Source organism: Sulfitobacter sp. M13, assembly GCF_053474885.1.
The window spans coordinates 161093-172921 of record NZ_CM130281.1 but is presented as its reverse complement, the minus strand read 5'-3'; the positions used below and the strand labels follow the sequence as shown (position 1 = coordinate 172921).

13 protein-coding genes are annotated in these 11829 nt (G+C 59.1%); 9 read left to right on the top strand and 4 right to left on the bottom strand.

From position 1 onward, the window contains the following. Positions 1 to 50 precede the first annotated feature (50 nt). A complete protein-coding gene (locus tag ACVBAU_RS00780) occupies positions 51 to 548 on the bottom strand; it encodes a DUF3576 domain-containing protein (RefSeq protein WP_448327330.1) in 498 nt (165 codons plus the stop codon). A 286-nt stretch (positions 549 to 834) separates the two neighbouring features. Here ACVBAU_RS00780 and ACVBAU_RS00775 point away from each other — a divergent pair, with 286 nt between their 5' ends. Next, positions 835 to 1803, top strand: coding sequence for a porin (locus ACVBAU_RS00775; protein ID WP_448327329.1), 969 nt, complete (start codon positions 835 to 837; stop codon positions 1801 to 1803). A 103-nt stretch (positions 1804 to 1906) separates the two neighbouring features. After that, a complete protein-coding gene (locus ACVBAU_RS00770; RefSeq protein WP_448327327.1) occupies positions 1907 to 2560 on the top strand; it encodes a YggS family pyridoxal phosphate-dependent enzyme in 654 nt (217 codons plus the stop codon). 9 nt (positions 2561 to 2569) lie between these two features. Here the strand turns inward: ACVBAU_RS00770 and ACVBAU_RS00765 are convergent, their stop codons facing one another. Together ACVBAU_RS00765 and ribA are read right to left on the bottom strand one after the other, a co-directional pair. Then, positions 2570 to 3061 carry a L,D-transpeptidase family protein gene (locus ACVBAU_RS00765; RefSeq protein ID WP_448327325.1) on the bottom strand — a complete coding sequence of 164 codons (492 nt, stop codon included), beginning with the start codon at positions 3059 to 3061 and terminating at the stop codon, positions 2570 to 2572. Further along, entirely contained in the window at positions 3058 to 4146 is a 1089-nt protein-coding gene (gene ribA / locus ACVBAU_RS00760; protein WP_448327323.1) for a GTP cyclohydrolase II, read from the bottom strand. The genes ACVBAU_RS00765 and ribA overlap by 4 nt, the downstream gene beginning before the upstream one ends. Positions 4147 to 4311: 165 nt before the next feature. Here ribA and ACVBAU_RS00755 point away from each other — a divergent pair, with 165 nt between their 5' ends. From ACVBAU_RS00755 to ACVBAU_RS00735, 5 genes are all read left to right on the top strand, one after another. Next, positions 4312 to 4998: a response regulator transcription factor gene (locus ACVBAU_RS00755; RefSeq protein ID WP_448327322.1), complete on the top strand. Its 687-nt coding sequence runs from the start codon at positions 4312 to 4314 to the stop codon at positions 4996 to 4998. Positions 4999 to 5240: 242 nt separating this feature from the next. Next, a complete protein-coding gene (locus tag ACVBAU_RS00750; protein ID WP_448327320.1) occupies positions 5241 to 6029 on the top strand; it encodes an exodeoxyribonuclease III in 789 nt (262 codons plus the stop codon). A gap of 52 nt (positions 6030 to 6081) precedes the next feature. After that, on the top strand, positions 6082 to 7002 hold the full coding sequence (gene trxA / locus ACVBAU_RS00745; protein WP_138924839.1) for a thioredoxin: 921 nt from the start codon (positions 6082 to 6084) through the stop codon (positions 7000 to 7002). Positions 7003 to 7029: 27 nt separating this feature from the next. Continuing rightward, entirely contained in the window at positions 7030 to 7674 is a 645-nt protein-coding gene (locus ACVBAU_RS00740; protein ID WP_138924840.1) for an LON peptidase substrate-binding domain-containing protein, read from the top strand. Between the two features lie 29 nt (positions 7675 to 7703). Further along, positions 7704 to 7856, top strand: a complete 153-nt coding sequence (locus tag ACVBAU_RS00735) for a Trm112 family protein (RefSeq protein WP_171048985.1) — start codon at positions 7704 to 7706, stop codon at positions 7854 to 7856. A 24-nt stretch (positions 7857 to 7880) separates the two neighbouring features. Here the strand turns inward: ACVBAU_RS00735 and ACVBAU_RS00730 are convergent, their stop codons facing one another. Further along, a complete protein-coding gene (locus ACVBAU_RS00730) occupies positions 7881 to 9107 on the bottom strand; it encodes a UbiH/UbiF/VisC/COQ6 family ubiquinone biosynthesis hydroxylase (RefSeq protein WP_448327317.1) in 1227 nt (408 codons plus the stop codon). Positions 9108 to 9196: 89 nt separating this feature from the next. On the opposite strand from ACVBAU_RS00730, the gene ACVBAU_RS00725 reads away from it, so the two are divergent. Both ACVBAU_RS00725 and ACVBAU_RS00720 read left to right on the top strand, forming a co-directional pair. Further along, positions 9197 to 10525 carry an amidase gene (locus tag ACVBAU_RS00725; RefSeq protein ID WP_448327316.1) on the top strand — a complete coding sequence of 443 codons (1329 nt, stop codon included), beginning with the start codon at positions 9197 to 9199 and terminating at the stop codon, positions 10523 to 10525. Between the two features lie 109 nt (positions 10526 to 10634). Continuing rightward, positions 10635 to 11816, top strand: coding sequence for an aminotransferase class I/II-fold pyridoxal phosphate-dependent enzyme (locus ACVBAU_RS00720; protein WP_448328865.1), 1182 nt, complete (start codon positions 10635 to 10637; stop codon positions 11814 to 11816). Positions 11817 to 11829 lie beyond the last annotated feature (13 nt).

Sequence of the window (11829 nt, the reverse complement as noted above, 5' to 3'; positions counted from 1 at the left end):
GCGACTAGCGCGTGGCCCGGCGTTGTAATGGGGAAGGGACGGGTGCGGGCTTAGAATTTGGCGTCGGCGATGCGCATCTCGCGCGCTCGGCTCAGGATCGCATCCTCGACAGCACGAGAGGTGGCTTTGCTCACCGTGCGACCGCCGCGGGTTTGCAGCGCGATGTTCAAGGACCGTGCATCAAGGGCAGGGTCGTCAATCAGGACAGTCGCGCGGTAGGACTGGCTGCCACCCGGAGGCGTGCCATAGCCCGTGACGATCACCCCGGTATAGGGATCAATGGATTGCACCGGCAGGAAGTTCAGCACTTCAAGCGACGCAGACCACAGGTACTTGTTCACCGAGACGCTGGTGTCGGTATTCTTACGGTTGAAGATCGACCAGATTGTATTGTCCGGATCCATCTCGACATAGTTCGGGTTGGTGGAGGATAGGCCCAGATTCGGATCGCGCTCTGCGGGCGGGCCGAAGTTGAGCGCGCCGCATGCGCCAAGCGACAAGACCGCCACGAGGGCTAGTGTAGATTTGAATACCGAACTGCGCACCATCTCGACCGTCCTTTGCCTGTTTGCGCACAGGTCTATCCAAGCAGGGTTCGGTCGGCAAGCGCAATGTCTGTATATACTAGAGTATGGGGCGACTGTGCTCTTGCCTTCTGGGTCTGGGCGACTTTCGGGCGCGAATATGACTGTGACATAGCTGCATCACAGTTTTGCCCAATGTTGTGGGGGCCTCCGCGATCCTTGCCAAAACAAAGGCAAACGCTGAAAACACACTCATACCTCTACCGGATTCCCCGGTATGGGCATATGAATTCAAACCGAGGGATAACTCATGAAAAAAGTTCTCTTCGCTACAACAGCTCTGGTTGCGACCGCCGGCGTTGCAGCTGCAGACGTTACATTCGGCGGCTACGGCCGTTTTGGTGTTATATATTCAAGCGCAGCGGGTGCCAACGGTATCGCCCAGACATACGGCGATGACGGCACTGGCGACAGCTCTGTGGATATCACCAGCCGCTTCCGCCTTCAGATCGACGCCACAGCCGAATCGGACGCTGGCGTTACGTTTGGTGCGCGTGTGCGGATCGAGCAGGAAAATGACGAGATTTTCGTACCACCTGCTGGTGATGGTTCGTACAACAGTACTGGTATCAACGCGCCCCGTTTCTTTGCCCGTTCCGGCGGTTTAGAAGTTGGTGTTGGTAACATCTTCGGCGCTTTGGAATTCATGCCTGGCATGTACCCGATCGACTTGGGTTTGACCGGTTTGCAATACGAATACTCACCCTACCAGTTTCGTGGTGACGCGTACGACTCCGACGGTGCTGGCGCGGCTTCGACCAACAACGCAGTCGAGGTTATGTACTCCGCTGGCGACCTATCAGTTCATGTGTCCGCATCAGACGGTGCAAACGAGCGTGTTGCAGCACATGTTGCATACGCATGGAACGGTTGGACATTTGCACTGGGTGGTCAAGATTCCAACAGTGCGTCCGATACGGAACTGGCAGCATCTGCTGGTGGTAACATCGGTCCAGCGTTTGTTTCCCTTGCTTGGGCAGATAACGGCACCGACGGTGAACAATTCACGTTGGCTGCACGCTTTGATGTTGGCGCAGCAACAAATATCGAAGCCTACATTTCTGACGCGGACACCATCTTTGGTACGCCGACGCAGAACACTGGTTACGGTATCGATTTCAACCACGACTTGGGTGGCGGCACGTCGCTCCGTGGTGGTGTTGCGAAGCTTTTTGCGGGCCATACGATTGCAGACATGGGTGTTCGCTTCAACTTCTAAGTTGAACGCAACAGTCTAAAAGAGGGGTGGGCCATTGGTCTGCCCCTTTTCTTTTGCGCCAAGCTGTTGTTCTGTGCGCCCTTAACAACGAGGGCCGACTGACATGAGCTTGCACGACATCACATCCCGCATCGCCAAAGCCGAAGCTGACGCAGGCCGCACGCCGGACAGCGTCCAACTGATTGCGGTGAGCAAGGTGCAGCCGGACGCCCGCGTGGCGGCTGTGCTGGACGAAGGGCACCGTTGTTTTGGCGAAAACCGCGTGCAAGAGGCCGAAGGCAAATGGCCCGCCTTTCAACAACAGTATGACGGAGTGGGCTTGCACCTGATCGGCCCGCTGCAAAGTAACAAAGCGCGCAGCGCGATGGAGCTGTTCGACGTGATCCACACGCTCGACCGTCCTAAATTGGCCCAAACATTCGCGCGGCTGGCGCAGGAACTGGGCCACTGCCCTGATATGTTCGTGCAGGTGAACACCGGCGAAGAGGCACAGAAGGCAGGCATTCTACCGGCAGATGCGGATGCGTTTATCAAGGAATGTCAGTCGCTTGATCTGCCCGTGCGCGGATTGATGTGTATCCCGCCGGTCGACGAGGAAGCCGCGCTTCATTTTGCGTTGCTGGCCAAGATTGCGGCGCGAAACGGGGTAGGCGACTTGTCGATGGGGATGAGCAGCGACTTTGAAAAGGCCATCGCGCTTGGTGCGACCCATGTGCGCGTCGGCTCTGCCATCTTTGGGGAACGCAGCGCGGGCTAAGGCTGCCTGCTAGACGATTAAACGGCTATGGCGGGTCAGCCGTGTCGCTATTTGATGAAGGTGCGCGCGTGAAAACGCGACGCAGCCTTCGGTGTGATATCCGGGGCGGCGCTGTTGGTGGATAAAGATCGCAGATCCACGCCCCGGCACGGCATTGGGCCAGTTCCAATCGGTCAGGATCACCAGATCATAAAGCGGGTCAGCCCTGCGCAGTGCTTCGTAGCTGTGCGGGTAGGGGGTTTGTACAAGGCTGTTGTAATCCGGCTGTGTCACATCATCTGACCAAAGATCGCGCGGCCCGATGGGCGCGGCCCACGGCACGGGGGCGGAGATACGGTCGGGCCGGTATAGCATCCCGACAATGCGGTGAATGCCGGCGGGCGTGGCCTTGTCGCCCTCTTGTTTGGTGTCAGTAACGCCGGTTCTGCCAATCGTGCAGGGGTACAACCGCCCTTGAAACCGGACGCCTCGCCGCGTGAGGACCAGATCGTCGGGCGTCACAGCAGGTGACCGGATTTAGCGGCTTTCGTCGCAAGGTAGGCGTGATTGTGACGGTTTTCGCCCACCTTCAATGGGACGCGCTCTGCCACTTTGACGCCGCTTGCCTCCATCATCTCGACCTTACGGGGGTTATTGGTCAGCAGGCGTACCGATGAAAACCCCATCGATTTCAGGATATCCGAGCCCAGACGAAAATCCCTTTCGTCATCTTCAAACCCAAGACGGTGGTTGGCCTCGACGGTGTCAAATCCCTGATCTTGAAGGGAATAGGCGCGCATCTTGTTGGTCAACCCAATGCCGCGCCCCTCTTGGTTCAGATACAGCAATACGCCGTTTCCTTCGGACCCCATTTGGGCCATCGCCGCATGAAGCTGCGGCCCGCAATCACATTTCAGGCTGCCCATGATGTCGCCGGTAAAGCAGGCAGAATGCAGCCGTGCCAGTACCGGTTTGCTACGGTCGGGGCGGCCGATTTCGATGGCATAATGCTCTTCTCCGCCATCATCGGGGCGGAAAATATGCAGACGTCCTGCCTCTGACACTTCCATCGGGAGGCGGGCGTTGACTACAGGATGCAGCGGGCTGCGGGCGGCGAGGATCGGTTTGGCCGCGTTCAGATCAATCACCGTCAGGCCATTTTGCACCGCGAATTGCGCGGCGTCTGTAAGGTCTAGTATCACGGCGGCGGGCAGTAGCCGTGCCGATTTTATCAGATCGATCGCCAACCCATGTGGCGTCGCATCGCCGCCGCGGGCGCAGGCAAGGGGGCCCTTCATCGGGTTGCGCAAATCGTCGGCAGGATCGGCAACGGATTTAACCCACCGCAAAGCGGCATCATGCGGCAATAGCACCCGTGCAAAGCTGCCATCATAGGCGTGCGCTTTCAGAGTTTCGGCCCGACGCGAAGTGATCGCCAGCACCGGTTCGCCGCCCAGTGCAAGCAGCCCGGTCAAGCGCGCAGGCGTCAGCGTTTCGGCGGCCATTACCAGAACCGGACGCGATCCGGCCAGTACAATGGGAACGCCCAAACGAAGATCGGCGCGGGCGCGTGCCAGTTGTTCGGTAATGTCGGGCCCAAAAACCATGATTTGTAATCTTTCATGTTATGTTGTCACATTTATTAGTGCAGATGCGCGAGGATTGAAACATTGCGCGACAATTTCGCACGGTCCTGTGATCAAATGCCTGCTGCTCTTGTGTGCACGGGTTTGTGAACACATCTGTAAGTCAGTTGTAGAGGATGAGTTGATATGGCCCAGCTAAAGAAAATTTTGCTCGTAGATGACGACGACGACCTGCGCGAAGCGCTGAGCGAGCAGTTATTGCTGACCGACGACTTTGATGTATTCGAAGCAGGCAATGGTGCGGATGCTAAAACCCGCGCCGCCGAAGCGCTGTATGATCTGGTGATCTTGGATGTCGGGCTACCGGATATCGATGGCCGCGATCTGTGCCGCGACCTGCGCACGCAGGGCGTCAAAAGCCCCATTCTGATGTTGACGGGGCACGACAGCGACGCCGACACGATCATGGGTTTGGATGCGGGCGCGAATGATTACGTTACGAAGCCCTTCAAGTTCCCCGTACTGCTGGCGCGTATTCGCGCCCAGCTGCGGCAGCACGAACAATCCGAAGAGGCGATTTTTCAGCTTGGTCCCTATACGTTCAAGCCCTCGGCCAAGATCTTGATCACCGAGGACGACAAGAAAATCCGGCTCACCGAAAAAGAGACGAATATCCTCAAATTCCTCTATCGGGCTGGGGCCGGTGTGGTGCCGCGCGATACGCTGTTGCACGAGGTCTGGGGTTATAACGCCGGTGTCACGACGCATACGCTGGAAACGCACATCTACCGTCTGCGCCAAAAGATCGAACCCGATCCTTCGAATGCGCGGATTCTTCTAACGGAATCAGGTGGATACAGAATTGTTTCTTAATTTCGGAACCCAAAGCGGGTCCGGTTGTTATTCCTTCGAGAGACGGGGTTTTCATGACCCGTCGATCGGTTTGAACCCGAAGTTTGTATCCGGGAAATGATACATACCTCCCTGTTGGACTAGGCCGGGCCTTTGTGCCCGGTCTTTTTTTGTCTGCACTCCAAAGTCTCTGGAATTCGGCATGGTGGATACCGCTCATTTCGCGGTAGGGTGTGCGCGATTTGACCCAAGGGAGCTGCCTCATGCCATTCACGCTGGCCACATGGAATATCAACTCTGTCCGGTTGCGCGAACCGATTGTGCTTAAGTTGCTGGCAGAACATGGGCCCGACGTTCTGTGCTTGCAGGAATGCAAAAGCCCCGTTGATAAGATCCCGACCGCCGCGTTTATCGAAGCAGGCTATACCCATATGGTGGCGCGTGGGCAAAAAGGATACAATGGTGTTGCAATCCTGTCGCGATTGCCGCTGGTTGATGCCGGCGGTCATGATTTTGCCACCCTTGGTCATGCCCGCCACGTTGTGGCCAAGCTCGAGAACGGGGTGACAGTGCACAACTTCTATGTGCCAGCGGGTGGCGATGTGCCTGACCGCGAGGTGAACGAGAAGTTTGGCCAAAAGCTCGATTATCTGGCGGATATGCGCGACTGGTTTCATGGCGACAAGCCCGAGAAATCCATTCTGGTCGGTGATCTGAACATTGCCCCCCGCGAGGATGATGTCTGGGACCACAAGAAGCTGCTCAAAGTGGTCAGCCACACCCCCATCGAGGTCGAAAAACTAGCCGAAACCCAGGACGCGGGCGGTTTTGTCGACGTCACGCGGCAAGATGTCCCCCAAGGCAACCTGTATAGCTGGTGGTCCTACCGGGCCAAAGATTGGGATGCTGCCGACAAAGGGCGCCGTCTGGACCATGTCTGGGCCACGGGCGATATCTCGGGTGCGGCGCATTCCAGCCGTGTGCTACGCGAAGCCCGTGGATGGGAGAAGCCCAGCGACCACGCGCCGGTCTTTGCGACATTCGACCTTTGAAATAGACAGACGCGCCCTCATATAAAGGGCAACCCCAAGCGAGGATTTTGATATGATGGATTTGAACCTTTCCCCCGTTGCCGCCGGTGATGCCGATCTGATCAAAGATACCACCGAAGCGACGTTCATGGCCGATGTCGTCGAGGCGTCGCAAACCGTGCCGGTGATTGTCGACTTTTGGGCCCCTTGGTGCGGCCCGTGCAAGACGCTTGGTCCGATGCTCGAAGACGCGGTGCGCGCGGCCAAAGGCGCGGTCAAGATGGTCAAGATTAACGTCGACGAAGCCCAGCAGATCGCGGGGCAGTTGCAGATTCAATCGATCCCGACGGTCTATGCCTTTTTCAAAGGCCAGCCTGTTGACGGGTTTCAGGGGGCCTTGCCACAATCCGAGATCAAGGCGTTTATCGATCGCGTGATCAAGGCAGGTGGCGGCGAAGCCCCTGGCGAAGAGCTTTCCGAAGCTGTGGCCGCGGCTGATGACATGTTGGCCGAGGGCGCTGCCCAAGACGCGCTGGACACCTTTACTGCGATCTTGGGCGAAGACCCGAACCACGCTGGTGCCTATGGCGGCATGGTGCGTGCGTACATCGCGCTGGAGCAGCTGGATCAGGCCGAAGCCCATCTGAATGGCGCCCCGATGGAAATTTCCAAAGCGCCCGAGCTTGAAGCAGCGCATGCACAGCTGCAACTGGCGCGACAGGCGGCGGATGCCGGTCCGGTGGCCGAGCTTCAGGCCGCGGTTGATGCCAACCCCGACGACATGCAGGCCCGTTTCGATCTGGCGCAGGCGCTTCAGGCGCACGGCGATACCCAAGCCGCCGTGGATCAGCTGCTAACGCTCTTTGGGAAGGACCGTGAGTGGAATGATGGCGCCGCCAAAACCCAGCTTTTCACCATTTTCGATGCGCTGAAAGCGAACGATCCCATTGCGTTAAATGGCCGTCGCAAACTTAGCTCGATGATATTTGCATAAGGCGGGCTGCGCCCTAGGTAATCTAACATGATACAGCAATCAGACCTGCCAGACACAATCGCGATCTTCCCGTTGTCGGGCGCTTTGCTGCTGCCGCGCTCGCGGCTGCCGCTGCACATCTTTGAACCGCGCTATCTGCAGATGATCGAAGACTGCCTGAAAACGCCGGGACGGTTGATCGGCATGGTGCAGCCTAATGTCGTGCCGGGCCGCGAAGGCCCGGGACTGCAGACCATCGGTTGCGCAGGGCGGATCACCCAGTTCTCTGAAACCGAGGACGGGCGCTATATGATCACCCTTGCGGGGATGTCGCGCTTTCGTGTGGTGAAAGAGGTCGACGGCTTTGCCCCATACCGCCGCTGCGATGTCAGCTGGGACGGGTTCGAACGCGACCTTGGCAAGGATGAACAGGACGGCACGTTCGACCGTGATACCTTCTTGAACAAACTTAGCCGCTATTTCGATGCACGCAACCTGTCGGCGGATTGGGATACGCTGCAAGAGGCCGACGATGAACTGTTGATCAACTCGCTGTCGATGATGCTTGATCTGGACAGTGAGGACAAACAGGCCTTGCTTGAAGCGCCCTCCCTGTCTACCCGACGCGAGACGCTGTTGACGTTGATCGAATACACCCTGCGTGGTGGCCAAGAAGGGGAGATGATGAATTGAACGCCGAAGAGATACAGTTTGACCGCCGCATGCTAGAGGCGTTGATTTGCCCCCGCACCCAGATGCGTCTGACCTATGATGCCGACAAACAAGAGCTGATCTCTGAAACCGCCGGCCTGGCCTATCCGATCCGCAACGGTATCCCCGTGATGCTGGTCGACGAGGCGCGGATTATCGATTGAATTTCAGATGATGCTGGCACTGCGCTATAGCGCTTTGCCCTGCATCAAACGGGGCAGGGTGCCGGTCAGCCCTGCGGCCTCGCGCATAAAGCCACGCCGCGCATCGGGCAGCGCATTGATCGCTGCCATTCCAACATCACGCGCCAGACGCAATAGCGGATTGTCGTTCGAAAACAGCCTGTTGAAGCTATCTGTCGCCAAGGCCAGCGCGGTGTTATCGAACCGGCGCCACAGCTGGTACTGTTCCAACACTGTGGTGCTGCCGATATCCTGCCCGCGTCGGTGCGCATCTGCGATGACTTCGGCCAATGCGGCGACATCGCGCATACCGGCGTTTAATCCCTGACCGGCAATCGGATGTACGCCGTGCGCGGCATCCCCCAGCAGCGCGACACGCGTGGCCATCATCGCGTGCGCCAATGACAGGCTCAGCGGGTAGGTGTAGCGCGCGCCGGCAAGGGAGATCTCGCCCAGAAAGTCACCGAACCTCGGGCGGAGCACGTCCAGATATCCGTCGTCTGGCAGCGCGTTGATATGTGCGGCACCGGCAGCGGTTTCGCTCCAGACGATGGACGACCTGTTGTCAGTGAGCGGCAGGATCGCCAGCGGGCCGGGTGGCATAAAGAACTGGTGCGCGACACCGTGATGCGGTTTTTCATGAGCGATGGCGCAGACCAGCGCGGTTTGCGCATAGTCCCAGCCGATCCGCTTGATCCCCGCACGAATTGCGGTACCGGATGCGCGGCCATCCGCGCCGACAACCAGCCGTGCGCGCAGGGACTTGCCGTCTGCGAAGGTCAGGGTGATACCCGAGGGTGCCGCGTCCTGCGCGACAACCGTTTCACCATCCCGCCGCGTTATCAGTGGCTCGTTGCTGACAGCATCCGCCAGGGCGCGCCGTAGATGGCGGTCTTCGACCATGTGGCCCATGGGCCCTTCTTCGATCTCCACGTGATTGAAATGCATGAAGAAAGGGGAGGGGCCTTCGCCCGCGCGCCCGTCCGTCACCTTGATCTCGAGCATCGGTTGCGCGTGGGATTTCACATCATCCCATAGGCCGAGCGCGCCCAGCATCCGCGTCGACGTCAGCGCCAGCGCATAGGATCGCCCGTCAAACGCCGCATCTTCCCGCATGGCGGCAGGCAGCCTGTCGATCAGCGTGACCCGCAGGCCGATCTGTGCCAAGGCCAAGGCAAGGGTAGGGCCGTTCAGCCCGCCACCAACGATTGCGATATCTGTATCAAAATCCATAGCTTTAGATATGGGCGTGCAGCAGGGATTGTCCATGCGCGCTAGCGTCGCTACCGTCCCTTTTCCATAGCATTATTCGAGGAAACAACATGCAAGAGTGGTTATCCATGACAGCCGCAGATCTGGGACGGGGCATCGGTGACGGCCAGATTGACCCGGTTACGCTGTGCCAGACCTATCTTGACGCGATTGACGCACACCCGCTGCGGGACCGTATCTATGCCCGCGTGACGGCTGACCGTGCGCTGACCGAAGCCGGTGCCGCGCGGGATCGCGCCCGCGCAGGCCAGCGTCTGTCACTGCTGGATGGTGTGCCGATCAGCTGGAAAGACCTGTTTGACACAGCGGGCGTCGCGACAGAGGCAGGCAGCGCCCTGCTAAAAGACCGCGTGCCCGACCGCGACGCACGTGTGCTGGCGAATGCGACGGCAATGGGGCTAGTCTGTCTTGGCAAAACCCACATGAGCGAACTGGCGTTTTCGGGGCTCGGATATAACCCCAGCACCGCCACGCCGCCTTGTGTGAACGACGAAGCCGCTGTTGCGGGCGGGTCATCCTCGGGGGCCGCGGCCTCTGTCGCTTTCGGGTTAGCGGCGGCGGCGATCGGCTCTGACACGGGGGGATCGGTGCGCGTGCCTGCAGCGTGGAACGATCTGGTGGGGCTGAAAACCACATCGGGCCGTGTGTCGCTTGAGGGCGTCGTGCCCTTGGCCGCCAGGTTCGATACCGTTGGGCCGCTTTGCCGGTCGGTAGAGGATGCAAGCCTGCTGCTGGCGCTCACCGAAGGCTCAAAACCGATGGACCTGGGCAGCACTGAAATCGAAGGACGCCGTTTTGCTATCCTGCGGACGGTGGCCTTTGACGATATCGATGAAGCCCCCGCGACGGCTTTCGACGATGCGGTCGCGCGGTTGAAAGATGCGGGAGCCGTGATCGAGGACATCAGCTTTGAGGTGCTGCACGAGGCGATGCCGCTCAGCGGGTGTCTCTATACTGCCGAGGCCTATGGGCTGTGGCGTGACGTGATCGAGGCGAATCCGGATGCGATGTACGGCGAAATCCTTGAACGCTTTCGTCTGGGGAAATCCCACTCCGGTCCCGATTATGTGGCGGCCTGGGCGAAAATTGATAAAATCCGCGTCGAGTACCTAAAAGCTGTGGCGGGCTTTGATGCCGTGCTGATCCCCACCGCGCCCTTGTTGCCGCCGAAACTGGACCGGTTGGAAACGGAACACGACTACTATGTTTCGGCCAACCTCATGACCTTGCGCAACACGCGTATCGGGAATCTTATGGGGCTAGCAGCAGTGACGCTGCCCACCGGTACCCCGTCTTGCGGCCTTATGCTGATGGGCACGCCCTACGGCGAAGAGCATCTGCTGCGCGTCGCCGCAGCCGCCGAGGAAGCACTGGCCTAAATGACACAAACGCTGCCCCGCGTCCTGCAATGTCTGGACGCGGGGCAAGCCCTTGGGTACTCTGGAACAAACGGGGCATGAATGATCCCGAACCCGAGGCAGTGAAATGATGTACCCCGAGCGGTTTTCGAACCTTCCGGCCCACGCGTGGCCGCGCCTGCGCGCATTGCTTGATGCGCATGAAGGCGGTGGCACGCCGATCCATATGACGATTGGCGAGCCGAAACATGCTTTTCCGGCGTGGGTCACCGATGTGATCGCGCAAAATGCGGCTGGGTTTATCAGCTATCCCGCAAACGATGGCACACCCCAGTTGCGTGGTGCGATTGCCGGATGGATCAACCGGCGCTACGGCGTGGCGGTGGACGCAGATACGCAGGTCATGCCGCTGAATGGCACCCGCGAAGGGCTGTATAACGCGGTTATGGCCGTGTGTCCGGAAACGAAGAACGGCCAGAAGCCGGCCATTCTGATGCCGAACCCGTTTTATCAAGTCTATATGATCGCCGCGATTTCCGGTGCGGCTGATCCGGTCATGGTCCCCGCGACGCGCGATACCGGCCATTTGCCCGATTTTGCCAATCTGCCCGAAAACGTGTTGAACCGGACCACAGCGGCCTATATTTGTTCGCCCGCCAACCCGCAGGGCGCTGTCGCCACCCGTGACTATTGGGCCGATCTGATCGCTTTGGCTGAAAAATACGATTTCAAGATTTTCGCGGATGAATGCTATTCCGAAATCTACCGCGACACGCCGCCCGTCGGTGCGTTGCAGGTCGCCCAAGAGGTCGGCGCTGATCCGGACCGTGTGGTGATTTTCCATTCGCTGTCAAAGCGGTCGAACTTGCCCGGTCTGCGGTCCGGCTTTGCGGCATCAGGTGTCAATACCATGCGCGAGATCAAGCAGCTGCGAAACTACGCCGGTGCGCCGCTGCCGCAGCCCTTGCAAGCGGCCTCTGCTGCGGTGTGGGACGATGAAGCCCATGTGGCCGAGAACCGCGCGCTGTATGTCGAAAAATACGAAGTCGCCGACCGGATTCTGGGCAATGTTCCCGGATACCAAAGCCCCGAGGCAGGGTTCTTTTTGTGGCTGCCGGTCGAGGATGACGAGGCTGCGGCACTGAAACTTTGGCGTGAAACCGGCGTGCGGGTGCTGCCGGGCGGCTATCTGGCGCAAACCGTAAACGGCGAAAACCCCGGTAAACAGTATATTCGGGTGGCGATGGTCGCCCCAAAAGAAGAGACGACGCGCGGGATCGAAGCGATCCGCCGCTGTCTCTATCCAGAGTAAGACGAGGGATCAG

What these genes read in the sequence shown, in the direction of transcription:
- ACVBAU_RS00725 (WP_448327316.1), top strand. Translation starts at nt 9,197, where the DNA reads ATGCAAGAGTGGTTATCCATGACAGCCGCAGATCTGGGACGGGGCATC.
- ACVBAU_RS00750 (WP_448327320.1), top strand. Translation starts at nt 5,241, where the DNA reads ATGCCATTCACGCTGGCCACATGGAATATCAACTCTGTCCGGTTGCGC.
- ACVBAU_RS00740 (WP_138924840.1), top strand. Translation starts at nt 7,030, where the DNA reads ATGATACAGCAATCAGACCTGCCAGACACAATCGCGATCTTCCCGTTG.
- ribA (WP_448327323.1), bottom strand. Translation starts at nt 4,146, where the DNA reads ATGGTTTTTGGGCCCGACATTACCGAACAACTGGCACGCGCCCGCGCC.
- ACVBAU_RS00730 (WP_448327317.1), bottom strand. Translation starts at nt 9,107, where the DNA reads ATGGATTTTGATACAGATATCGCAATCGTTGGTGGCGGGCTGAACGGC.
- ACVBAU_RS00770 (WP_448327327.1), top strand. Translation starts at nt 1,907, where the DNA reads ATGAGCTTGCACGACATCACATCCCGCATCGCCAAAGCCGAAGCTGAC.
- ACVBAU_RS00780 (WP_448327330.1), bottom strand. Translation starts at nt 548, where the DNA reads ATGGTGCGCAGTTCGGTATTCAAATCTACACTAGCCCTCGTGGCGGTC.
- ACVBAU_RS00775 (WP_448327329.1), top strand. Translation starts at nt 835, where the DNA reads ATGAAAAAAGTTCTCTTCGCTACAACAGCTCTGGTTGCGACCGCCGGC.
- ACVBAU_RS00735 (WP_171048985.1), top strand. Translation starts at nt 7,704, where the DNA reads ATGCTAGAGGCGTTGATTTGCCCCCGCACCCAGATGCGTCTGACCTAT.
- ACVBAU_RS00755 (WP_448327322.1), top strand. Translation starts at nt 4,312, where the DNA reads ATGGCCCAGCTAAAGAAAATTTTGCTCGTAGATGACGACGACGACCTG.
- ACVBAU_RS00720 (WP_448328865.1), top strand. Translation starts at nt 10,635, where the DNA reads ATGTACCCCGAGCGGTTTTCGAACCTTCCGGCCCACGCGTGGCCGCGC.
- trxA (WP_138924839.1), top strand. Translation starts at nt 6,082, where the DNA reads ATGATGGATTTGAACCTTTCCCCCGTTGCCGCCGGTGATGCCGATCTG.